Source organism: Paenibacillus sp. FSL R10-2782, from assembly GCF_038592985.1.
GTDB lineage: Bacteria > Bacillota > Bacilli > Paenibacillales > Paenibacillaceae > Paenibacillus > Paenibacillus terrae_C.
The window spans coordinates 3,734,025-3,758,667 of sequence record NZ_CP151951.1; the positions used below are offsets into that span (position 1 = coordinate 3,734,025).

Consider the following 24,643-nt stretch of genomic DNA (forward strand, 5'->3'; position numbering starts at 1 on the left):
CAGATATACAGTATGTAATTTGGAGTACATCGCTCATGTAACGATGTACTCCTTTGCGTTGTGCTCAGGAGTATCGAGGTCAACACGGAGTCAACGAATGGGGGTGAACGTACTTACAAAACGGTAATGTTGATTTGGGAAGCTTTGTATTCTACATTCTGGCCCCCACCTTTTGAAAGTTGAAAGACACTGTGATTTTGCTCGTGGTCCGGACGACCACCATCGTCATGCTGGAGCTGTATGTTGTCCTACAGTACCTCACGTACATGCGATTCCACTTGATTCACAACCTCACGCGCGAGAAACAGCGAGAACATCCCTCGAATGGTCCTAAAATCGGGAGAGTCGGCAAGGGTCTAATTCACTTCTTGATTCCCGATCGACTATTTCACTTGCAGCCAGATGCGCAATCAGCGGCGCCAGCGTAATCGCAGAATGCATCACCGCCAGATAAAGTCCCTTTATGTGATCTTGGAAGCCCACGATCGGATAGCCGTCTTCAGGCATGGGTCTCATCCCGACCTTTATGCTTTCCAGTTCCAGTTGATTCCCGTCCTTCAGACTGCGACGCAACGTGTCGAACGCTCGCTTACCGACCGCCTCTGGTCCGTTTTCCTCCGACTCGTCGATATAATCTTCCGCAGCCAGCAGCGTATAATCCGTCAGTTGACGCGCTTCAAATTGCGCATTTGAGATTAATGTACGTATCAGTTTATTTGCAGTTTTCATCCGAATCAGAATGGAAGGCGACGACGTTACCGGCACGTGACAACCTAACGGGTTGCAAAGTTCAGGTATGCCTGTACCTGCGGCCAATACCACGACATCCGACTCCAGAAAACCCTTGGACGTATGGACGCCGACCAGGCGGGAATCTTCTTGCTGCAGCTGTGTAACGTTGGTACCGAACTGAACCTTTGCTCCGTACTCCCGCGCTTTGCTCAACAACAGCTCCGTTAACCCTATGGGGTCTACAGCACCTTCTTCGCTGACAAACATCGCTTCATCCGGATATTCCTTCAGATTCGGCTCCAATGCCTCAAGCTGCTCCCGGTTTAATTTTTGAAAGTGGAGTTGCTCCCTTAGGGGCGGAGTGCCCCAAGTCAGCGCTCCATGCCAATGTATTTTCAGTTCGGACAGCTCTTGCTGAAGCGCATGATATTCTTCCAAAGCTGCATCGTACAAATGCCAGTATTCGGGAGCCACCCTATGAGTCGTATGTATCCAGGCAAAAGATTTATCTGTGACTTCACGCGCCGCGGCGGAGTGTCGTTCAATAACGGTTACATCTTGATTTCGTTTGGCCAGATGATAGGCCAGGGACGCCCCAACAATCCCTGCGCCAATAATCACAATTTTTTGTTTATTCAATAATGACTCCTCCTTTGTCACCCTATTGTAACATAGGCGTCATGATAATCAGACGTTATAACATATGAGGGCAGCTGGAGCGACTGGATCAGTTATGATGAGAATCCGGTGGCTACCGGGGAAGAGGTTTAAGTTTCGGTTTATAGGGAGCACAAAAAAATCGATTGACAGAAATGCCGCCTGTAATAACTTCAGGCGGCATTTTGCTTTGAAATTTTAAGTATGTCTACTCGTCAAGTAATGCTCTAAACGGGATTTTGTTGCTAGATGAGGCATATAAATCATGATTCGCTGATCTGGTTCATTTGGAAATTGAAGGGTAACATGCTCAAATTCAATAACTCCAAAAGCGGGGTGCAAAAGCCTCTTGTAGCCGTCAAGGGAGCTTGGTACTTCATGATACTGCCACATCCTTGTAAAATCAGCACTTGTCCTCTTCAGATCTTCGATTAAATTGTCGAATGAATCATCGTTCAGATAGCGTGCTCTTGACGTTCTAAACTCGGCAATCATTCTCCGTGAGACACTTTCCCAATCCTCCGAGCCTTCTTTCCACACAGGATCGGTAAATTGGCGCCACATCAAATTATAATCATGCGGAGGCGATAACCTATTAATCGTAAATACAGCATCTGCCGCTTTATTCCAAGCTAGAAAATCCCACTTTTTCCCGATTACATAGGCCGGATTAGGATTCAATTCATTCAGCATGTCCTGAATGGATGGGCTGATTTTCTCCTCAATAATAGTCGATTGAGGAGGCAGCGATTCTCCAGCAAGCAGAAAGAGATGTCTTCGCTCATTGGGTGTCAGCTTGAGCGCCGAAGCCAAGCTTTCCAGTACACCTACCGACGGACGGATATCGCGACCTTGCTCAAGGCGCGTATACCATGAGAGTCCTATGTTGACGATCCCAGCAACTTCTTCTCGCCGCAAGCCTCGTGTGCGGCGACGATTGCCAGGCAAAAGGCCGACATCAAGGGGGGAGAGAGAGGAACGTAAATCTCGTAAGAAATTACCTAGCGCTAAACGGCGCTCACTGTCGTTCAAGTAAAGCCCCCCTTATCCTATCACTTGCAAACCCACCATCAAGCAGGTTCTCGTGACCATTTAATAGTCAAAGTATACTTAAGGCAGTTGATGAGATCAACAATTCTAGGCAAGGAGAATGAATATGACAACCATTGCAGGACAAATGTTGGCAAGCAAGGTAGTGATGATTACAGGTGCGGGGCGAGGCATTGGAGCTGAGGCAGCAAGGCTGTTTGTACAACAAGGAGCTTCTGTAATGCTCGTTGCAAGAACAGATTCTGAGTTGCGCAAAGTCAGGGATGAAATTGTGACGTCGGGCGGAGATGCTGCATATTTCACAGCCGATCTGTCAGATGTAAGCAACGTTGAAGAAGCTGTTCAAGCTACAGTGGAACGATATGGTCGTCTTGATGCTGCTTTTAATAACGCAGGCGTCGGAGTCACTATATCATCGCTGGTGGATGAAAGAGAAGAAGACTTCGACCTGATTCAGTCAGTAAATTATAAAGGAGTCTGGCTGTGCATGAAAGCCCAGATTAAGGCTATGATGGAGACTTCAGGATCAGGCTCTATTGTTAACACCAGCAGCGTTGGTAGTCTGAAGGGAAATCCGGGATTGGGAGCGTACGGGGCATCTAAACGAGCGGTAAACAGTCTGACTCAAACGGCTGCGGTCGAATATGGGCCAGCGGGTATCCGTGTCAATGCAATTGCTCCGGGAACCACGATGACGGATATGATTCAGCAGTGGGTTTCTATTAACCCCGAAATCATTGAACAAATTAGTGCTAAGACACCTCTTCGACGTCCGGCTGAACCTGTTGAGATTGCTAACGCAGCCGCTTGGTTGCTTAGTGATTATTCCTCTTTCGTTACCGGGGTAGTTTTGCCTGTAGACGGTGGACTTAGTGTATAAATGAGCATTGATATGCTCAAGTGTGATAATGAGAGCAGGTAGAGTAAGCCACCCTCAACAGTTATCCACAACTGGAGCGACTGGATCAGTTATGAGGAGAATCGGGTGGCTACTGGAGAGGAATAGGCACTCTCAACGGATACACAGGTTCTAAAGCAAATAAACTGCCCAAGCAACTATAGCTCATGGCAGTTTTATTTGCTTTGTTTGAAAATCAACAAGGAATCAACTTGAGCTTAGTGAGAATGGTATCTTGAAATTGCAACCTTCTACAGAACTCCAAAGCTGACTTTTTTCTATGTTCTATTGGTTTGCCCCGATTGCATATAACGTTCCTGTATTCATGACGTCCGACAAAGTCGGATGTGTCTAGCTGCTCTCGCTTCCCTGAAATTCCTCGGCCAAACCAAGAGCATAGCCCGATGCGTGAATATTATGTTAGATGATGTATCGGCCTTCTTTGAGTTGCCTACAAATATCCTCTATTAAGCAAAGAACATCAAGCACTTTCTATACTCGATGTTCTTCTATCCATTGTTCAATATTCTCTTCTTTAATTGTTCCTTCTACCGTTTTTAATCCTAATTCAATTAGTTCTTTCTGTTCATATTTTATTGACAATCCATTTAAACGTAATAAAAATAAAATTGTCGCTACACCTATACGTTTATTCCCGTCAATAAATCCATGATTCTTTATTAACGCGTATCCAATTACAGATATTTTCCTTATCGTACCTTCGTAAAGCTCCTGTCCATCGAAGGTTGCTTCTGCTTTTCGTAATGCACTTTCAATCATTCCATGATCCCAACCGAACCACCTGTTGCCTTTACAATCTTAGTATGGAATTGAATAATTTGTTCTAAACTGATATTCTTCATTTGGCTAATTCCCTAAGTGCTTCAGCGTTTTCATTTATAATATCGTCCATTAGTGACTCCATTTGCTGATTACTTCGGTTCTTTAGAAATTCGATAAAATCAATCACACATACCTCCTGCACTTCTTTGTTTTCATTATACACCAAAGCATGATGGGACTTAACATTCGCCTTTAATGTTTTTATGGAGTTGCCGTTATTTCAGCTAACGTTTCTGTATTCATGAACCCATAGGGTTGTCTGCTGAAATGCCTCTCCGAAATTCATCTCGCAGACCAAGGCTCCGAAGGAGCCGTGCTTGAATTTATGTTATAGGATGTCAGTGCCTTCCCGAATTAGCTCACCATATTTCAAAAATCTATCTTATGAATTTTATAATGGTTATATATTTCATCATCTATTTCTATCTCTCCGACAAACTTAAAATCACTTTTTTGAATAACTCTATTCGATGCACCATTCTCTAGTAATACAATTGCATTTAATTCTTTGATCTCCGTGTTATCAAATAAATACTGAATTATTCCCTGAACTGCTTGAGTCGTATATCCCTTACTTCTATGGTCTTTTGAAATACCATACATGATTTCTCTGTTTGGTGCTGGAAGATCGTCTTTTATTCCTGAACAACACCAGCCAATAAATTTTCCGGTTTCTTTAAGTACGATCCCTAGCCTCAGTCTAAGATCACCAACATCCAGTCCTTCTTCGACAAGTTTAAGAAATTGATTGTTTTCTGGTATTTCATAATTCTTCAGCCAGTCTAGTCTGACTTCTTTTTCAACATTCCAACCTGGTAAGAACTCATAAATCTCCGGTTGCCATGTAAGTACTTGTAATTGATCTAAATCTTCTAATTGATATTCGCGAAGGATAATGTCTTTACATTCTATTGACAGGCTGTACGGGTTCTTTTCAGAGTGCATATAAATTCTCCTTTGTTTGTATTGATATTACGATGATTCGCAGTGATTTCCTATAACGTTTCTGTATTCACGATATTGATCTTCTTAGATAGTTCCCATCTTAGGAAGATCAACGTGTACGGCTGCTTCCACATCTCCGAAATCCTCCTGCCGGACCAAGAGCCGAATAGCCCAAAGCGTGAATATTATGTTATATGAGTTACACGCCTCCCTGCAATAAAATCACCAAGGTTCTTTAATTCATGTTTCTTTCCGAACAATTAATAATTCATCCGCCTGGAGATTCGAGAAAAATATTGACTCGTCGATAATTTGATAATAATTCATATTTCCTTTATTTATTATTGCAGCATCAAACATCCATATATTATCCAAGTCGTTCTGTATTAACGCTTCCCAAGGACGGCCATCAGTTGCTTCATTAGTAAAATACACACTAGATTGATTAGATAAATGTGATAATATTTTAATTAACTTCCAAATCACTAAACTATATTCTTCTCTTAATGCGTAATCAAAATAATATTGTACGATCTCCTCTGGCCAAAGGAAAAGGCTAACTTCAAGCCAAGGTTGTTGCAATTCTTTGATGCTTTTTGAAGTCCAGCCCATAACAAAAGGACGAATGTGTATAAGTTGTCCAGCGATCATAAGTTCTTTTGTTTCTTCTCCTCCATTCACACACACATAGCCATCCTCATCTATCTCCCATCCTAGTCCACTAAAAACAGAAATTATTTCAGCGTCTTTAATCCCACAATCATTTAATGTGATTATAAAGTCAAGCATGAGCTCTTTTATATTACTTTGATCGCACTTTATATTAGGTTTGGACTTGAGAATATTTTGGCATCTCATTCCCTCATTTCATCATTGCGTGTATTTCAACTAACATCTAATCTATGTACTTCGTAAGTACTGCACCTTCAAGTGAGTATCTGAACTACATATATGATAACTCACTCAGTTCCACTTGCGAAGAAAAAATTGATGAAAAAGGAATATTAAGCAGAGAGCTCAAGCTTCCATATCCACGTGATCCAGCAGGCTCTGAATACGCTGGATATTTTTCGTGCTGGCATGCTTATAGCGCTGCGTTATAATTACTACTAAATTAAGCGTTGAGTTTTTACTCTCCCCTACCTCTACGTTACAAAAAAAGAAGTTACATGGCCTAGTCTCGGACTAGTTCAGTAACTCCCTTTTCCAACTCTATTTCAATAGGTAGATTTATTATTCTTTTACCGCCCCGATCACGATCCCGGTCACAAAATAACGTTGCAGAAACGGATACACGAGCAGGATCGGCAGTGCACTGATAAAGATTTGCGAGGCCCGAATGGTTCGCTGGGACAGATTGGCGACGACTTCCGGGTCGAGCTTGGACATGTCGGCCTGAACGATAATCGTCTGCATAAATGTCGCCAGCGGAAGCTTTTCTGAATCTCGAATATAGATGATCCCATCAAAATAAGAGTTCCAATGTTCGACCATCATGAATAGGGAAACCGTGGCAACGACGGGTATGGAGACGGGCAAATATATTTTGATAAAAGTCTGCAAATGCCCTGCCCCATCAATAAAAGCGGCTTCCTCCAGATCCTTGGGTACGGTACGGAAGAAATTAAGCAGCAGAATAATGTTAAATACCGCAACCAATCCAGGCAGAATCAATGCCAGCAATGTATTCATCAGTCCAAGCTTCAGAATCAGAATGTAGCCCGGAATGAGACCACCGCTGAATAACATGGTGATGACAAAATACCAAAGGTAAACATTGCGTGCACGGAAGACTCGCGCCTCCTTGGAGAGCGCATACGCTGCAATCGTATTTACCACTAACGCAAGTCCCGTTCCAAGTACCGTCCGCTCCACAGACACCCACAAGGAGGAGAGGAAATTGGCATTATCAAACGTCTTGGCATAGGCTTCAAGCGTAAAACCAATCGGCCAGAACGTAACCAGTCCAGCATTGGCAGGTGCGGATGCGCTAAGAGATACCATGAGCAAGTGATATAAAGGCAGCAAGCAGAGCAGTGAAAGGATGGTCAGGAACACATTATTGAATATGCTGAAAACTTGATAAGGAATCGTTTTATGGTACATCGGCTCGTCATCCTTTCTAGAAAATTCTGTACCCCGCGAATCGGTAGGCCAGTCGGTATGAGATCACGATCAGGATTAAGCTAATAACCGATTTAAATAAATTCACGGCGGTAGCGAAGCTGAACTGCCCACTAAGCAGACCTTCCCTGTACACAAAGGTATCGATGATATCCGCTTGCTGATAGATTAATGGACTATATAAGTTAAAGATCTGATCGAAGTTTGCATTGAGCACATTGCCTAGTGCCAGGGTTGCGATCACGATCCCAATCGGAATAAGCGCCGGGATGGTAATATACATCGTCTGCTTCCAGCGCCCCGCCCCATCCACTTCAGCCGCTTCATAGAGTGACGGATTAATACCGGACAGTGCCGCCAGGAAAATGATCGTGTTGAAGCCAAACTCCTTCCAGACATCACTTGCAATGATCGTAAAGCGGAACCAGTTGCCATCCCCAAGGAAGAAAATCGGCTTGATGCCGAATACAGAGGAAAGGAATTGATTGATGATCCCTGTCTGGGCCAGAATATCGATCAGAATGCCTGATAGCGTAACCCAAGACAAAAAATGCGGAAGATACACGAGCGTTTGAATGGTTCTTTTGAGCGCCATCTTCCTGACCTCATTCAGCAATAAGGCGAAGATAAATGGAATAATCAGGTTCATTACCATTTTGGAACAGGCAAAAAACAGCGTATTCCACGTAATTTGCAGGAAATAATCATTCTCCCACATGTACCTGAAATGCTTCAGTCCGACCCATTCAGAATTGAAAAAACCCAGTGCAGGTTTATAGTCTTGAAATGCCATAAGAATCCCGGACATCGGAATATACGAAAAAATAAAAATCATAATGGCCGCCGGCAACACCATCAAGTGGAGAATCCATGGTTGTTTATAGACTTTCTTTTTTCTTCTATTCGGCTTGCTCCCACTGTTTGCCTGCGGCACCCGGTTAGCCTCCATATTAGCCTCCATAGCGCCCTCCTGTTCCCAAAAAAGTTTTTGTGTGTAATGGGAATCTCTGCTATAAATAGTATCAGGCACTCCTCAGGTCTGACTATATAACATTGTTAGGCTGGATATGGTTTTGTTAGGAATATCGATTGAAGGAGGCTTTTATGAATATATGGAAGCGCTTTATATTATTCCAAGGAACGGCTCGATCCCGGTTTAGTCTGTTTGCCAAAATAAACGGCTTAATCGTGGTTTTGTTCATCCCCATTATTATCATGTATACCTACTCGAACAATGTCACCTACGATGTCGTAAGCAAAGAGCTTCAAATATCCAATACCAAACAGCTCACGTTTTTATCCAGTCAGATCGATTCCCGCATTAATCAGATGATGGATTTCAGTCTTATTCTCTCTAGAGATCCCAATGTCAGAGCATTCAATGGTTTGAACATGTGGGATGATCTTTATGACCAGATGCAGACCCGATATGTCATTCAGGAAAAGATGATGCTTCAATCCGGAGTCACCGATATATGGCCCACCCGATATGCTGTGTATTCACAGCAGAACCAAGATGTCATCGCCAACTACAACAGATCATCAGGTTATGATGAGAATTACCTAAAAAGAAATATGAGTGGCCAATGGACATATGGTGATCATGGTGCGGAATCTCAAGAAGAGCTTCAATCCTTTTACTGGTTCTTTACTGATTCCTTGTCCCAGCCGGGGATGTTGACGGGAAGCAATCTGGTGATTGAAGCCAGCTTCAGTTACGAGAACATTCAGAACATGCTGGATACGTACAAGAAAGGTGGACAAGGCGATCCCTTCTTTTATCACAAAGGGAATTCGCCCATTCTGAACCGCAGTGCAGACAAGCAGCTATCCGAAGAACTCATTCGTTATCTGGATACTCACTCCTCGGAGGACACTACACAGGATGTCGTGAAGCTGAATGGGAAGAACTATCTGGTCAGTTCTGTAAAGTCTTCATATTTGGATTGGCATTTAGTAGATGTGGTCCCACTCTATCAGATCCTGCAACCCATTTCACTCAGTCGGAACCTGTTCTATCTCTCTATGATTCTGCTATTTGTTGTGGGCATTTCCGCTTCCATACTACTGTACAGAAACGTTCAATATCCGATCAAAAAGCTGATTCAGGGCTTACGGCGTGTGGAGTGGGGAGACTACTCCGTACGTCTGCATAGCAAGAATCAGAATGAGTTCTCATTTCTGTTTCAACGATTTAATGATATGTCTCATCAAATTCAAGATCTGATCGAGAATGTATTTCATGAAAAGATCAGAGCCCGGGAAGCTACGCTGAAGCAGCTGCAGGCGCAGATCAATCCCCATTTTCTGTATAACTGCCTTGGCTATATCATCAATATGGCCCAGATGAAGGATGAAGAAGCGGTCATCTCTATGGCTTATAACTTAAGTGCGTACTATCGCTATACCACCCGAGTGGAACGAGAAACGTCTTCTTTGAAGGAAGAAATCAAGCTGCTCGTCAACTATTTGGATATCCAAAAGCTGCGCAATGGGAGAATTGAATATCATATCGATATCCCTGAGCATATGCTTAGCCAGTCTGTTCCACGTTTAATGCTTCAACCGATTGTGGAAAATTCGGTCATTCACGGTGTAACGAAGTCATACTCATCTGGTGAAATTCGAATTAGCGGGGGAAGCTCGGACGGTTTCTGCAAAATTTACATTGATGACGACGGACCCGGCCTGAGCCCGGATCAGTTGGAAGCTCTGAATCGTAAAATGCAGCAGCCGCTGCAGGGGGAAATGGGCTGTGGTCTCTGGAATACGAACCAGCGGATCATGCATCTGTTCGGCAATCAGTCACGCCTTATTTTCAAGCCGTCCCCGCTCGGCGGATTCCGAACAGAGATCATCTGGGAGATTCCAACAGAGGAAGAAAATCATAACGATATAAGTTGAACTAAACATTTACACGATAACGGAGAGGGCAGATCTGGAGAAGCGAAGCGTTCGCCAAAAAGCTTTCTGAAAGAAAGCTACATCGGAAACATAGGCTTATCCCCGGATTTCCCCTTTTGTAAGGGATTCAAAAAATCTAGGGATAACAGCGATCAGAAGATGGTTCTGACCGCGCAGTGGTTCCGTGTAAAATCATTCGTTCAACTTATATACACAAACCAACAAGGAGACAAATAAGATGCAGATGATCATCGTAGACGATGAAGCACACTGGGTAGATAACCTTTCCATGACCAAACCCTGGCACACTCTGGGGATTGAACATGTGCATAAAGCTTACTCAGCACATGAAGCACTACAAATTATTGATACGCACCCCATTGATATTGTGATCTCGGATATTCAGATGCCCGAAATGACAGGGATTGAACTGATCGAACGGATCAGAGTCCGTGACAAAAAAATAAAGTGTATTCTTTTATCCGGATATTCCGAATTCGATTTCGCCAAAAAAGCCATCCAGTACGAGGCCGTTGATTACTTGCTGAAACCACCGACTGACGATGAATTGATGGGCGCCGTTCAAAAGGCTATTGATCAATTAAACACAGAATGGGAGCTCATAAGCTCACTTAAACGAACCCAGTTTACCCTTCGGGAGAATCTGCCCCATTTACGTGGTCGACTGCTCCTTGAGGCCTTACAGGGACATCGATTCGCAGCCGGCGAATGGGAACGGAAACTTGCGAATTACGATCTGCCCTTCCACGCCGGAGATTACGCGTTAATGCTTGTACGTATGGAAGAAGAATTTAGGCACTATGACAACAACGATCAAACCTTGATCGAATATGCAGTCATCAATATGGCTGAAGAGATTATGGGTGAGTTTATGGAAGTTTGGGGCGTGAAGGAGGAACATGGATATCTGGTGTTTCTGCTTCAACTTAAAGAGAACGATACCGACATTGGAAAAGAAACTATACTGGAGAAGCTTTCTGTGCAGCTTCAGTCTAAGGTCAAGCAGTTCCTGAAGGGTTCCCTCTCCATCGTCATCACCGAGTGGTTCCCGTTTCCAAAACAGCTACATGACCGCTTTCGGCAGGCCTCGGCTTATTTCCGGCAAATTGTCGGAGATGAGCGCGAATTCGTGATGCGGGTCAGTGACGTGGAAGCGCCCGCAGCGCAAGGCCCCCTGGATGTCCTGTATACTCCGCCCTCTTTCATTCATCTGTTGGAAAGCGGGCAATGGGATGCCGCAGAAGAAAAAATAGTAGCCGTCTGTGAGGAACTGGATGAGAAATGGTCGGAATCGTGGGAGCATTGTATGGAGGCAGGTTTTTTAATTACGGCTTCTTTCACCAATCTCGCACACCGAAATAGGCTTACTCTGGCTACCTTAATGGGTAGCGATATGGAGTGGCTGCAGAGCGGGAAAGCTTTCTCCACCATCAGTAAACTGCGAAAATGGTCGCTTAGTGTGCTCGGCAAACTCAAGGAAGGCACGTCAAACGAAATCAAAGACATACGTTCCGAGTATGTGAGAAAGATTCAGGATTTTACGGATAAAAACCTGCATCTAGATGTTTCCCTCCGTGTACTGGCCGACCATGTCAATCTGCATCCGACCCATTTGTCCAAGATTTATAAGATTGAAACTGGTGAAGGCATAAGTGATTATATCTCGCGCCTGCGCATGGATCGTGCCTGTCACAAGCTGAAAATGACCACCAAAAAAGTATATGAAATCAGCATGGAGATTGGATATATGGATCCTGCTTATTTTATCAAGGTGTTCAAACGCCAGTTTGGGGTCACGCCGCAGGAGTACAGAGACCATCATAAATAGCATGATAGAGTCCTATCGAAACTAAAAAACTCATATAGATGCCATCCCCGCCGACTTGATACAGTTACACTTGTAAAGATCATACACCGTAGGGGGATTGAAGAATGATCAAATTCAAAGCATGGTGGTCGCTGCTCATGGTCATCGCTCTTATCACAATTACAGCCTGTGGCAGTGGCGAAACATCCAATGAGAATGCCACGAACGATAATACGCTGGCGGCGGTCGGTTCACCCGAAGCAGAAGCTGCTTTTGCAAAAGGGAAATACGATCCACCCATTGAGTTCAGTTCGGTGTTGATGCCGAAGAAATACGTTCAAGGGGACACCAAAGAAAATAACGTTCACGATCGGTGGATGCTGGAAACGCTGGGCATGAAGCATAAAGATACCTGGTATCCAGCCAATGATGATCAATACAAACAAAAGCTTCAGTTGGCCATTGCCTCTGGCGAGAAGCTGCCTGATTTCGTTTCGGTACCCACCAATGCGGTATTGACCAATCAACTTATTGATTCCGGTCAATTCATTGCCATCAATGAGTTGTTCGACAAGTATGCAAATAAAATTCTGAAAGACCACGCGGCAGCGCATCCGGAGCTATGGTACCCTTTCACCAAGGACGGCAAGAAATACAATATGCCGATCCTAGAATACACAGATAATGACGACACGCTGCTGTGGTTCAGAGAAGATTGGATGGAAAAGCTGAATCTGGAAGCTCCCAAAACCATCGCGGATCTTGAAAATATCATGGATAAATTCAAGAACGAGAACCCGGATGGCTTAGCACCTAATGAAGTTTTTCCACTCGCAATTTCCTTGAAAAATAATACAAACACCTGGATGGGCTCACTCGATTGGTTATTCGGAGCATACGGTACGGTTCAGGAGCAGTGGAACAAAGACGCCCATGGCAATCTGGAGTACGGCTCCATTAATCCCGGTGCAAAGCAGGCACTCGTGAAGCTTAGTGAATGGATGGAAAAAGGCTATATTCATACCGACTCCGCCCTGTGGGATGAAGGTAAATCTGCGGAGAGCTGGACGAAAGGCGCCGCAGGCATTCTGCCCGGAGCCAACTGGATTCCAGACTGGCCAGCCCCCGATCTGTTGAAGAATGTGCCTGGAGCGAAAATTAAAGCTTATCCGGTTCCAACAGGTCCAGATGGACTCATCGGTACGAAATGGCAGAACGCCGGCGTCAACGCCAGTATTATGATTAACAAGGACGCGAAGCATCCTGAAGCCATTTTCCTGTACTATAACTATCTGCTCGATAACCTGGCTAACCCGGCCGCTGGCAGTGAATATGAATACGGCTTCGCCAAAGGCTACGATTGGGACATCGTGGACGGAGAACCGACCAGTGATAAAAAAAAGATTAAAGACTTCTCCAATGAGTTCCCTTTCCTGACAGGCCCGGCACGTATCCCGAATCTGTACATGAAGACACTCGTTAAACTGGCTGATGGGAAAACGCCAGAAACCCCTTATGAGAAACAAATGGCCGAGTTCCGCAAACCCGAAAACTGGGCCGCAGCCAAGGTAGTCATGTCACAATTAGACATTCGCAAGCAAAACTACTTCACCGGTGCTGCGACACCAACGATGGTATCCAAATGGAACCTGCTTCGCCAGTCCGAAATGGAAACCTTCAACAAAATCATCTACGGCAAGCTGCCGATCGATGCCTTTGACCAATTTGTAGCCAATTGGAAATCCAATGGCGGTGACCAGATTACGCAAGAAGTGAATGATTGGTTCAAGTCAGTGTCTGGGAAATAAGGGATAAAAATAAGAAACAAATATAAAAAGCCGAAGCGTGTGTTTTTGTCGTTTCGGCTTGCTTTGGTTTAGTTTAAGATCGCTACGCTTGATGGGCATTCGGCCTTTCGCTTTCGCCTTCTGTCCCTATAGACTGACTCAGCAAGGAAACCGTGAGCGGAATGCTATCCTGTAATCCTTGTAAGTATAATCTTTTCACTTGTATTAGTAGAAATTTTATAAACTCTTTTACCACCACCCCCTTCAATTAAGGCGGAGTGGATCGGTTACACTCTTCTAGACAGAAAAATTGTGGTCTAATATAGTAGACTACAGACCAACCTAGAAGGAGCAAATGGACGATGACTAAAAAAGAAAGACGTACCTTTAGCGCTGAATTTAAAGCACAAATGGTTCAACTCTATCAGAGTGGTAAACCGCGAAAGGATATCATTCAAGAGTATGATTTGAATCCTTCATCGTTAGATAAATGGGTGAAACAGAGTTCCACATCTGGATCCTTCAAAGAGAAAGACAACCGAACTCCAGAGGAATTAGAACTGATCGAGCTTCGAAAACAGAACAAGCAACTGCTCATGGAGAATGACATTTTAAAGCAAGCCGCGCTGATCATGGGACGAAAGTAAATGTCATTCGCCAGAATAAACATAAATACTCGGTATCAGCAATGTGCGACGTCCTAAAGCTCCCTAGAAGCACCTATTATTATGAAGAAAACAAAGTGGAAGTGACATCGGAGGATGAGCTTCCCTCCCTGATTATGGACATTTTTCAAAGCAGCCGACAAAACTATGGTACGCGTAAGATAAAAAAAGAGTTGCACCAACAAGGCTTTACGGTATCCAGGCGGAGAATAGGACGAATCATGAAAGAATATGGGCTGGTTTCCTCGTATACGATCGCTCAGTACAAGCCTCATCCCACGAAATGCAATGAAGCCAAGCAAGCGAATGTATTGGACCGGAAATTTGAGCAAGAGCAGGCGTTATCTGTCGTCGTAAGCGATCTGACGTACGTTAGAGTAGGTTCATATTGGAATTACGTATGCTTCTTTGTGGATCTGTTTAACCGCGAAATTATCGGTTACAGTGCGGGGGCACACAAGGATGCCAAGCTGGTTTACCGTGCTTTGGCTTCGATTAAGGGCAACCTGAATGACATTCAGCTCTTCCACACGGACCGAGGCAATGAATTCAAGAATAAGCTCATCGACGATGCGCTGGAGGCTTTTCAGATTGAGCGTTCCTTAAGCATGAAAGGCTGCCCCTATGACAACGCCGTTGCGGAAGCCACGTTTAAAATGTTCAAAACGGAGTTTGTGAAGAAACGTCATTTTGAAAGTCTAGCTGAGTTAACCACAGAATTACATGACTATGTGCACTGGTTCAACCATATTCGGATTCACGGTTCTCTGGAGTACTTGAGTCCGGCTGAGTTCAAACAGAGGCACCATAAAAAAGTTGTCTAGTTTAGTGTTGACAATCCAGTCTTTTGGACGAAGTTTATTGGATCCTCATCGAGTTTACCCAATATTATTTATTCTTTCATAAATTGATTTTTCAAGAACATACATCTCATCTTCTTCAGTAACAAAATCAATAAATACTTCTGTAATAATATTTTTCATTTTTAGTAGACGGTTCCTTATGTCTTGTTGCATTTGTTCGTCTGTGTTAATACCCAACAGTTGCTCTAACAGAAGTATGCTAGTAAATATAGAAAGTATAATTGTATCGTGAGATTTGCCCCGATGGTGAGGATTAAATTTGTCGTTACTTATGTAATGCTTAAAAACTAATATGTTTGGATGAGTAAATCTCGATAGTTTTTCATACAATTTATCAAATATTAAAATATCCTCTTTATAAGGACTTGCAGTGGCCATTGAATAATTAGAGATATGACCTATATATTGTTGCCCAGTTACTTTATCAACGATAGTCCTCTTATCAAACTTACCATTACTATGGGTTAAATATTCGTGAGTTCCTTCTTCCATACCGATTCTTGCTGCCACTAAATCATCTAATCTTTCGGGATATCGTAAAACATATATTATGTTAAGATAGTTTTCATAAACCGATCTTAACAAATTGAGCGAATCTTCAATCAGTCCGGCTTTTAATTGAACTTGAATAGATTTAAAGGTCTTAAACGATTTCGTGACACAAAACATAATAAAATCATTGTGAGTGAGCTTTATGCCCTCAATATTGCCATACTTTGCGATGATCATTCCAAACAAGTAGAGTGCAGATTCAAATTCTACCAGTAAACCATTTTTCTCACTTTCTGATACAGCTTCTTCAAATTGAAGTTCCTCATTCAAATCATAATACTCTGCCAAGGCACTACGCCATTCACTTAACTCTACATCAGTTAGATTCCCTTCATATTCTTTGACTACTAATCTGCCAGTCTTCTTATAGGCATGAATAAATGCTGGGTCTGTATTTATTTCTTCTAATAATTTCACCGTCATTTTTTCAACTTCATATTCATCCATTGGTGATACATATTGATCATAGAAGAAAAGGTCTTCGTCCTTTGGTTCTCTACCATATATCTCAACAAATCTGTTTTTATGTTCCTCCATAGCTGCAATCATATCTGGATCTTTGATTGGTATTGAACGTTTATAAATGCCATCATCATCTAAAATCCAACTGAAATTTTTATTTATACAACATTTTTTAAATTTCTTTTTACTTCCACATGGACATTCAGAATTTCGTGAAGGTATTTTTTTCATATTTTCTCTCCTCAATAAATTTCGTCAACGTTCCTGTATTCATAAACCCCGAAGGGTTGTCTGCTGAAATGCTTTCCTGAAATCCTTCTCGCAGACCAAGGCTCCAAAGGAGCCGCTGCTTGAATATTATGTTATACGACGGACTCGCTTTTCGAATCTGCCTTCAATATAGGTTTTCTTCAGGAACATATTCAATCAAATCCGATAATTTGCAGTTAAATGTATCGCATAGCTTGAACAAGGTTTCCAGCTTTGTTGTTTCCATATTCGTTTCCCTATACAGCTTGTTGATTGAATTCCGACTTAATCCCGATTTCGCCATCAATTCTGTTATATCATCTATTCGATGTTCTGCCATGAGTTCCCTTATATTACACTTGATTACGGCCTCCATTATTCTATCTTATCTCCCATATCAGTAATCATCAACGAAAAGCAAAGATTTAACTCTACAAAGTTATATAATAACTCTATAAAGTTAATAAAAAGAGGAACAACATATGATTAATGCATTAGAATCATTGACAGAACCACTTATAAGAATACGTTTAGAATTACTCTTTGCTGAGCTTCTGGAGTACCATACGGAGTACAATCAGCTTTCTTCGGAGACAGATCGATACTTTAGAACGCTTCGCGAAGCGTTACCCGATCAACTTCAACATACGGTTTTTCTGTACGAAGATGCTCAAATTTCTCTCCAATCCATCTTAGAAAGAAGCATCTACATACAAGGTTTCAAAGACGCTCTACAACTCTTTAGTGAATTGAAAAATTCTAACATCTAGAGGATCATATGATCCTCTTTCCTATTGTTTTTGATTCTGTCGTATAACGTTCCCGTATTCACGACGTCCCACCGACTAACTCCGCTGTGCAGTTAGTTGGTGCGGATGTGTCTTGAAATACTTCCTTGCTGCTAAAACGCCTCGTCAAATCAACATAAAACTTCTACCGCCGAGGGCGAATACCCGATGCGTGAATATTGTGTTATACGGCGATTCGGACTTCTCCGACATCACACCACCAGTATTGTTTTATGTACTGCAAATAATTAGAATATAGACATATAGAATAGAAAGGACTGATTTCTATTAAAAGTTTAATCGAAATCTATTTACACGATATATTAAACCCTCAACTTGTTAATCTTGGCGCAAATACAGTTTCAATCGCTAAGGTTAAAAATGATATCCGTAATAGATTAATATCAATCATTAGTCGTTGGAATCAACAAGAATTTCGAAAAACAATTCTACTAATAGGCTTAGAGGAAGCTCACTTCTATCAGCCTGAAGCTGATTTGAGTATCAAGTCTTTAGTTGTAGTAGCTATACGAAATAGTCTGATTGAAGATATGAAAAGTACAATACATGCAGCTAAAAAACTAGGGTTATCCAAACAGATTATTGATGACAGTACAATAAAAATTATTACTTATGATGCAATAAGATACTTCAGTGAATATGAGCTAAATCAAATAACCATTAACTTTACTTCACAAGAAGAAACATCTGACCCTTACTTCCACTTAAAAGAAAGATATCCGATTGCTTGGGAAGCAATGAAACATCTTAGCCAGTGTGCTAATTATATACAATATCCATCTCTTGAATGTGCTCCACCTAAATCAATAGTTACAATTAATCCCAATGAAAAATCAAGAACAATGACAGAAGTTCAAAGCGGAATTGATCCTAAAATTGATAATCAATTACAACAACTTCTTAATTTTGTTATTTCAGGCGGACAGCCTTTCTTCTATTGTGATTGCTTTAAAATGATAAGCAGGAATCCTGATAAGCTATTCAAAGTTATTGATATAGTATTGTCTTCAAACGCGCCTGTAGTAACTACTAATTATTATATAAGTAATGGATATGTCGCAAAGCGCTCAAAATTACTTCGTCCTGCACATGACACAGATGAGATCTTAATAAAACTTAAAGATACTTCTGGTTTGAGAAAATCACATTTAGAGATTTTAAAAATAATGAAAACTTCTATGGATAGCTAATGCTATATATTCCGAATTGTCGTATAACGTTTCTGTATTCACGACGCCCCACCGACATAAGGACCCATCAGGATTCGGTCGCTATGCGCTTAGTTGATGCGGATGTGTCCGCCTGATTTCGCTTCCCTGCCGATCACTTCGGGCAGACCGAGGAGCCGTATGCTTCGATGCGTGTATATAATGTTATACGACGTACTAACCCTCTATGAACTACGTGAAAGATATTTGGATTTTACTTTTTTCCATATTTTCAGCATCGAGCTATTACTCCTTTTGTTTTCTTTTTTTACTGAAGCAAATAATATCTTTGTGAACGAAAATAAAACTATCGACATTAATAAAGTTAATAGAGCAAAAGGTGTACTTAACCATTGAGATATTTCTTTACTAGGAAATTTTTGAATATACTCATTCCAAATAGAGATGTATAGATATAAACCAGCAAGAGCAAAAATGAACGTGGATAAATTGTGTGTTAGTATAAAAAACTCAATTATTATCTTAAAAAATATATTCTTCTTGTTTAAACTTCTAAATTGCAAATGGTCTTCGTAAATAATATCATGGGCTTCCCAGAATTCATTCTCTATACTGACATAGAAGTTATTTAAGTTATCAAAAAAAGTTTTTTCACTAACTCTTCCTGGATTATTCAAGTATTCAAAATAATTAATTTCCAATTTAAAAAATGCTTCCAAGTTATAACTTGTACCGATATACCTGATTTTAGTTTCATCTTCTTGATAATGCTCGAAAAATTCAGCTAAGAGATTGTTTTTCCTTTCTTGCTCTTTTTCACTAATTATTTTTTTCAATCTTATAAACATATGAGAATATACTTCGTGATAACTTTGTGATAATTCTTTTAAATAAACCTCCCTTTTTTTAGCTCGATAATTGAACTGGTATCCAACAAACGCTGTTATTATTGCCAAAATTACTACAGGTAATTGTAATCCCAAAAAGCTCATTTTTTTCAATCCTTTATTTGTTAGTATGTCGTATAACGTCTCTGTATTCACGAACCCAAGAGGATTAAGTGACCGTTGGGAACGGGTCGTAAGACTTAGCCTCGCAGGAGTTGTCCGGCTGAATCTACCCTCGGCACTTCTACATCGGTCCGGACCAAGGGCGTAAGCCCGCAGCGTGAATACGGTGTTATATGAGGGGATGACTTCTTGAGCTACTTACTAATTGTCCTTAATTCATCTATCATTCTTTCTTTTACTTGATCTAATTGAGTTTTTGTTTTATTTATTGGTTCTAACCATCCAAATCCATCATTCTTATACCTTGGAAATACATGCATGTGATAATGATCTAAATCATTAAATATTCCACCGTTTTGAATTATTGATATTCCATTTGGTTGATATATTGCTTTAAGTGCTTTAGAAATGATTACTGATGCACTCATGATGGAACTTAATGTTATCTCATCAATCTCTTCAAGATCTTTAAAACGTCTCTTCGTCAAGATCAAGGTATGCCCTTCATTAAGTGGATCAATATCTAAAATACAGGTAATGAATTTATCTTCATAAACAACATTTGTTTCAACTAATTAATTAGCAAGTTTGCAACCTAAACAAATCATGATTTAGATCCTTTCGTCATTAAAAATGTACTTCATCACTTTCATATAACGTTTCTGTATTCATGAACCCGAAGGGTTGTCTGCTGAAATGCTTTCCTGAAATCCTTCTCGCAGACCAAGGCTCCAAAGGAGCCGCTGCTTGAATATTATGTTAAGTGAAGTTCTATTCTTCCCTGATTAAGCTACTAAACATCTGCCAACTTCTTTAACGTAGGAGCTCAAAGTTCTCTAAATCAACATTGAATTTACCCTTTATTAATATATCTAACCCTAGTAATCCGTTAATGTTATGATATCTAAATGAAGTAAAGTCTATTGGGGTATCCCTTAAGATATATTCTCCTACCTGTATTCCCTCTATCGTTTTGGTAAATGCATGTTCTTTACCTCCGATTCCATAACTGGTTATAATATCATCTTCTAAGCCGACTCGAATTCCAATATCATCCACTTCATCCTGAGAAATCAATGTATGACTTGCTCCTGTATCAATAACTACATTATTTATTATTTTCTTCTGTCCATTATAATGAATCGTTATTTCCGTAAATAATAATCCATCTTTATACTCAATTTTCATTTATAGATATCTCCTTAGACCAACATTCTTCCTAACTTTCACTATAACCCGATCCTTAGAAGTATGATAAATCAAGGTCTTCTCTTTGCTATTCAATAATTCTTTTGTTGCTTCTTCATCACTCACAGGGCCAATTACAGCAACATCATCTATGAATTCTTGACTATCTCTCTCTTCAGAATGAATAATTTCGAACTTCACAAATTGATTCGGAAAGATCTGTTGTACTTCTTGCCACTTCACGATTAATCCCTCCAAACGTTTTTGATTGTATTATATCATTTATTTGGTCTAATGGTTTTCAATAGAATTTCACTTAACGTTTCCGTATTCACGATGTCCGCGAAGGCGGATGTGTCCGGCTGCCTCTGCTTCCCCGAAATTCTTCTGCCGGACCGAGGGCGTATGCCCGATACGTGAATATTATGTTATATGCAGTAAGGTGCCATCCTTGAGATACTTTCAGCCTTATTCCTATAGATTATTAATTTCGTTCAAAATATGAGGTATCTCTTCAAACGATTTTATCCAGATCACGTTCAGACCTAATTCAGTTGCATCCTGTTCTTCTAAGAAGTAAGCAAGAGTATCTACTTCCTCTTTGGATTGATTATAGATAATTGGTAGTTTCTTGATTATGTAGTGATTAAGTAATTTATCTGGATTCTTTCTTATAGAAACGTCTAACAATCGTCTCATATTAGGGTCAGTCAAACTTAAACCAATAAATAGACAAGTATTCTGGTTTAATTTGTTAAGTTGTATAAGGTTTGACCAACTGAAAGGTTCAATAAATTGACTATGATAGGAATCCTCACTAAAAACTATTTTCGACTCGTGAGGAATGTCCCCGAATCGTGGGAGATATCCATGAACATGATAGATGGGTATTTCATCTGATTTATGTTTAATACCCTCACAATATATTGGTTGGTTTTTGATATTATTATTATTCAAATTCTCTTCAATAAGAGAATCAAAATTAAAAGTAATAATTGAATCCAGTGATCGCTTATCTCTTTGAGGTCTTGCTAAATTTGTAATTGCATCAATTGTATCATTTAACGTAATATCACCCGAGTATAACGCTCTCCGTACTTCATCCTGAAATTCATTCCCCAAGTTATTTTTCAGGTATTTTCCAATAATTAGATTTGAATATTTAACATTGAAATCACTAGTGTTCTCAAAGTTGATATTTATATTATGATTGTTAGAAATCCTTTTCATCATTGCTTCCAATAGTTTATTTAGTAGTATGTTCCATGTTGGTACCCCCGCACTCACTGATATTCCAGCTCCACAAACCAATGTTAATCTTCCTTCAGATAAAGATCTTGCTAATATTTTTTTATCTTCAGTGTGAGCTTTCTCATAAAATTTATCATTATCGAGTGTAGATTGGTTGTTCTTCTTTTCTTCAGATAACCCACTAAGTAGTTCTCTTATTCCTTCATCAAAATTATTAGTTAGATTTATATACTTATAATTTGACAAATAACTTGGAACACTACTTTTGTCAATTACTATCGGCACAATCTTCCTATCTTCTCTTGAGAGGTCACCTAAGACCATCGCAGAAAACTCTCGAAATGTCCATTTAGAATTTAATGAACTATTACTTAAAATCATTATTATTGCATCTGCATCCTTAATGCCCTTATTAATTTTTTCTATAATGTTATCTCCAACGGCTATTTTCCATATAGCCATCCAAATATCATGGCCAGCATTCCTTAAAATGTCCCCAATTGAAACAGCAATTTCTTTGTCATTATGACTGTAACTAATAAAAACTTTCATCATAGCACCTGCCTACTTTTTTTATTCTGCACTTATTGCATATAACGTCTTATTTACGAACTTCCGAAAGAATGCTCTCTTCGTCATATTCACGAACTTCGTGAATCCTGCACTTTTCTCCTTATTCTCGCACTTTATGCACTTCAATCCTCCAGCCCGCCCATCCGATCCAACGGACTTTGAATCCGCCCAATGTCCCGTCTGCTCACATGTGTATACCGCTCCGTCGTTCGGACACTCTGATGCCCTAGCAGTTCCTGAATATGGCGAAGATCAATCCCATTCTCCAGCAAGTGGGTCGCAAAGGAATGCCTTAGCGAATGGATACTCACCTGTTTGCGAATGTCCGCTTCAGCCAGCGCTTTTTCAAACACTTTCTGCGCTGAACGTTCCGTCAGGTGGCGGCCTTCCCTCTGCCCTGGAAACAGCCAGTCTTCTGGCCGCTCCACCCCTATGTACTGCTCGACCACCGCAAAAGCCGCTTCGGAGAGTAGCGTTTGCCGATCCTTCCTGCCCTTTCCCTGACGGACTTTCAGCACTTTCCGTTCATGGTCGCAGTCTTCAGGACGCAACCTCATCACTTCGCTTACCCGCAGCCCGGATGTATACGTCAGGTACAGAATAGCCTTATGCTTTCGATTTTTCACTACTTTCAACAGACGCATGACCTCATTCAGGGACAGCACATCCGGTAGTTTACTCTCCTTTTTCGGACGAACATAGGCGGAGGATTTGGGCTGCTTTAGCACATGGCGAAAATAAAATTTCAACGCACTGATCGCTTGGTTAACATAAGCGTGCGAAAGACCTTTTTCGAGCAGCACCAGCGCATATTTTTGCACCACCGCATCATTTATGCTTGCTTCGGTCCCTTGCAATCCGGCAAAAAAGCGTTCCGTTTGCGATATGTATGCTTTTATCGTCTTGCTGCTGTACCCCCTTGCTACCAATGCATCGCGCAATTCTTGCCGCTGATCCGGATTCCATTCACCTCGTTCCGAAGAAGAGGGAACCGCATTAGCCTGCGTGTCCCGTCGATCCAGCCATTCCCGGATGTACGGTAGTTCTTTATTCAAGCGCTCGTCGTACTCGAACTTACAACTCCGATACGCTTCCAACAGGCTTTCTACAGCCGAGATACTGTACGGAATCGCCCAGATTTTTTCGTCTGGAACCCATTTCCTGCCTGGTATGGATCGAATCCCTTCCCGCTCCTTGACTCCGTATCGCTCCAAGCGTACGCTGATCGTTTTTTCATCCCGATAAAGTAGGTTTATCTTCATCTCACTTGCCTCCTTAGTATATCAGCCGTTCAAAAAATTGGAAATCTAATTTTGCACAAAAAAAGGGACTTAAGATGGATATTCATCTTAAGTCCCTGATTCTTTCAGAGTAAATTATTGATCCATTAAGTCCAATTTACATTATCATAAAATGTCTTACCTTTATTTGTCCAGTTCCTCCGTCACATCATCCCATAGCACTGCCGCCACCTTCTCCAACAGATACTCCAGCTTCAGGTTCAGTAGCTATCCAATTGGAACTCGCTCTACTCCCCACATAAACAAAAGATGAGCCTGATTATTTGTTTCTCATTTGTTAATACAATAAGGATAAGCCGTTAAAAAGCGCATTTTGTCGCCATTTTTTTCAGATAGACCGCTTGTATTACAATCATATATAAAGAACAACGAATTATATTTGCCATCTATTTTACTCAAATCATGTAATAGTGGAGATAAAAAAGAATCAACAAAGGAAACATCTTTTATACCATTATCTGCCCCATCCATCAGAAAAACTCCTTCAGCAAAATCTTCGTCAAAATCATCTATTTCATGGTCATTTAAAAAATCGCTAAAAACATCCTCATTCTCATCTTCCGGGTATTTAATCTCAACATATTCAAATAACTCATCATCAGAGGCAAAGTGACCGTACCAGACGGACACCATATTTTTTTCAAAGCAATTCATATCTTCACCCCGCTAAATTTCAGTTTATACGTTTAATCTATTTGTATCCCGCACCAGCTACCATGCCCTCTACCCCACAACAGCTGTTGAAGCTAAAAAGCCCGCGCTGATCGCGGGCTTTGCTGAATA

At 41.1% G+C, this 24,643-nt stretch carries 22 protein-coding genes and 1 pseudogene; 7 read left to right on the plus strand and 16 right to left on the minus strand.

The window, feature by feature from the left end:
* Positions 1–330: 330 nt before the first annotated feature.
* Both NST83_RS16870 and NST83_RS16875 read right to left on the minus strand, forming a co-directional pair.
* A complete protein-coding gene (locus tag NST83_RS16870) occupies positions 331–1,371 on the minus strand; it encodes an FAD-dependent oxidoreductase (protein ID WP_342415000.1) in 1,041 nt (346 codons plus the stop codon).
* Positions 1,372–1,587: 216 nt separating this feature from the next.
* The gene (locus tag NST83_RS16875) at positions 1,588–2,421 is read right to left on the minus strand and encodes a helix-turn-helix transcriptional regulator (RefSeq protein WP_342415001.1); all 834 of its coding nucleotides are present in this window, start codon (positions 2,419–2,421) and stop codon (positions 1,588–1,590) included.
* A 124-nt stretch (positions 2,422–2,545) separates the two neighbouring features.
* Between NST83_RS16875 and NST83_RS16880 the strand changes: the two genes are divergently transcribed.
* On the plus strand, positions 2,546–3,319 hold the full coding sequence (locus NST83_RS16880; RefSeq protein WP_342415002.1) for an SDR family oxidoreductase: 774 nt from the start codon (positions 2,546–2,548) through the stop codon (positions 3,317–3,319).
* A 510-nt stretch (positions 3,320–3,829) separates the two neighbouring features.
* Here the strand turns inward: NST83_RS16880 and NST83_RS16885 are convergent.
* The 5 genes from NST83_RS16885 to NST83_RS16905 form a co-directional block, all read right to left on the minus strand.
* Positions 3,830–4,117: a type II toxin-antitoxin system death-on-curing family toxin gene (locus tag NST83_RS16885; protein WP_342415003.1), complete on the minus strand. Its 288-nt coding sequence runs from the start codon at positions 4,115–4,117 to the stop codon at positions 3,830–3,832.
* Positions 4,118–4,549: 432 nt separating this feature from the next.
* Positions 4,550–5,125, minus strand: coding sequence for a GNAT family N-acetyltransferase (locus NST83_RS16890; protein WP_342415004.1), 576 nt, complete (start codon positions 5,123–5,125; stop codon positions 4,550–4,552).
* 240 nt (positions 5,126–5,365) lie between these two features.
* Positions 5,366–5,983, minus strand: coding sequence for a hypothetical protein (locus NST83_RS16895; RefSeq protein ID WP_342415005.1), 618 nt, complete (start codon positions 5,981–5,983; stop codon positions 5,366–5,368).
* Positions 5,984–6,358: 375 nt separating this feature from the next.
* Complete coding sequence (locus NST83_RS16900) at positions 6,359–7,231, minus strand: carbohydrate ABC transporter permease (RefSeq protein WP_342415006.1); 873 nt, start codon at positions 7,229–7,231, stop codon at positions 6,359–6,361.
* A 16-nt stretch (positions 7,232–7,247) separates the two neighbouring features.
* Positions 7,248–8,198 (minus strand): ABC transporter permease subunit, encoded by a 951-nt coding sequence (locus NST83_RS16905; protein ID WP_137062246.1) that lies wholly within the window; start codon positions 8,196–8,198, stop codon positions 7,248–7,250.
* A 155-nt stretch (positions 8,199–8,353) separates the two neighbouring features.
* Between NST83_RS16905 and NST83_RS16910 the strand changes: the two genes are divergently transcribed.
* From NST83_RS16910 to NST83_RS16925, 4 genes are all read left to right on the plus strand, one after another.
* Entirely contained in the window at positions 8,354–10,153 is a 1,800-nt protein-coding gene (locus NST83_RS16910; RefSeq protein ID WP_342415007.1) for a histidine kinase, read from the plus strand.
* Between the two features lie 238 nt (positions 10,154–10,391).
* Positions 10,392–12,002, plus strand: a complete 1,611-nt coding sequence (locus tag NST83_RS16915) for a response regulator (protein ID WP_342415008.1) — start codon at positions 10,392–10,394, stop codon at positions 12,000–12,002.
* Positions 12,003–12,106: 104 nt separating this feature from the next.
* Entirely contained in the window at positions 12,107–13,789 is a 1,683-nt protein-coding gene (locus tag NST83_RS16920; protein WP_342415009.1) for an ABC transporter substrate-binding protein, read from the plus strand.
* Between the two features lie 341 nt (positions 13,790–14,130).
* A protein-coding gene (locus tag NST83_RS16925) for an IS3 family transposase (protein WP_342415010.1) occupies positions 14,131–15,257 on the plus strand; the annotation gives its coding sequence in 2 pieces (ribosomal slippage) (positions 14,131–14,380 and positions 14,380–15,257; 1,128 coding nt in all).
* 54 nt (positions 15,258–15,311) lie between these two features.
* Here NST83_RS16925 and NST83_RS16930 read toward each other — a convergent pair.
* Positions 15,312–16,541, minus strand: a complete 1,230-nt coding sequence (locus tag NST83_RS16930) for a DUF5677 domain-containing protein (protein ID WP_342415011.1) — start codon at positions 16,539–16,541, stop codon at positions 15,312–15,314.
* Positions 16,542–16,704: 163 nt separating this feature from the next.
* The gene (locus tag NST83_RS16935; protein ID WP_342415012.1) at positions 16,705–16,935 is read right to left on the minus strand and encodes a helix-turn-helix transcriptional regulator; all 231 of its coding nucleotides are present in this window, start codon (positions 16,933–16,935) and stop codon (positions 16,705–16,707) included.
* 106 nt (positions 16,936–17,041) lie between these two features.
* Between NST83_RS16935 and NST83_RS16940 the strand changes: the two genes are divergently transcribed.
* Both NST83_RS16940 and NST83_RS16945 read left to right on the plus strand, forming a co-directional pair.
* Positions 17,042–17,329, plus strand: a complete 288-nt coding sequence (locus NST83_RS16940; RefSeq protein WP_007431381.1) for a DUF6809 family protein — start codon at positions 17,042–17,044, stop codon at positions 17,327–17,329.
* A gap of 515 nt (positions 17,330–17,844) precedes the next feature.
* Positions 17,845–18,558 carry a hypothetical protein gene (locus NST83_RS16945; protein ID WP_023989606.1) on the plus strand — a complete coding sequence of 238 codons (714 nt, stop codon included), beginning with the start codon at positions 17,845–17,847 and terminating at the stop codon, positions 18,556–18,558.
* Positions 18,559–18,761: 203 nt separating this feature from the next.
* Here the strand turns inward: NST83_RS16945 and NST83_RS16950 are convergent, their stop codons facing one another.
* The 7 genes and pseudogenes from NST83_RS16950 to NST83_RS16980 form a co-directional block, all read right to left on the minus strand.
* Positions 18,762–19,529, minus strand: a complete 768-nt coding sequence (locus NST83_RS16950; protein WP_342415013.1) for a hypothetical protein — start codon at positions 19,527–19,529, stop codon at positions 18,762–18,764.
* Between the two features lie 212 nt (positions 19,530–19,741).
* Positions 19,742–20,104: pseudogene (locus NST83_RS16955) on the minus strand (HIT family protein); the annotation flags it as partial.
* Between the two features lie 256 nt (positions 20,105–20,360).
* Positions 20,361–20,735 (minus strand): retropepsin-like aspartic protease, encoded by a 375-nt coding sequence (locus tag NST83_RS16960; RefSeq protein WP_342415014.1) that lies wholly within the window; start codon positions 20,733–20,735, stop codon positions 20,361–20,363.
* Positions 20,736–20,978, minus strand: a complete 243-nt coding sequence (locus NST83_RS16965) for a hypothetical protein (protein WP_342415015.1) — start codon at positions 20,976–20,978, stop codon at positions 20,736–20,738.
* A gap of 231 nt (positions 20,979–21,209) precedes the next feature.
* Positions 21,210–22,541, minus strand: a complete 1,332-nt coding sequence (locus NST83_RS16970; protein WP_342415016.1) for a TIR domain-containing protein — start codon at positions 22,539–22,541, stop codon at positions 21,210–21,212.
* Between the two features lie 140 nt (positions 22,542–22,681).
* A complete protein-coding gene (locus tag NST83_RS16975; protein ID WP_342415017.1) occupies positions 22,682–23,821 on the minus strand; it encodes a tyrosine-type recombinase/integrase in 1,140 nt (379 codons plus the stop codon).
* Between the two features lie 309 nt (positions 23,822–24,130).
* Positions 24,131–24,514 carry an immunity 22 family protein gene (locus NST83_RS16980; RefSeq protein WP_149093863.1) on the minus strand — a complete coding sequence of 128 codons (384 nt, stop codon included), beginning with the start codon at positions 24,512–24,514 and terminating at the stop codon, positions 24,131–24,133.
* Between the last annotated feature and the right edge of the window lie 129 nt (positions 24,515–24,643).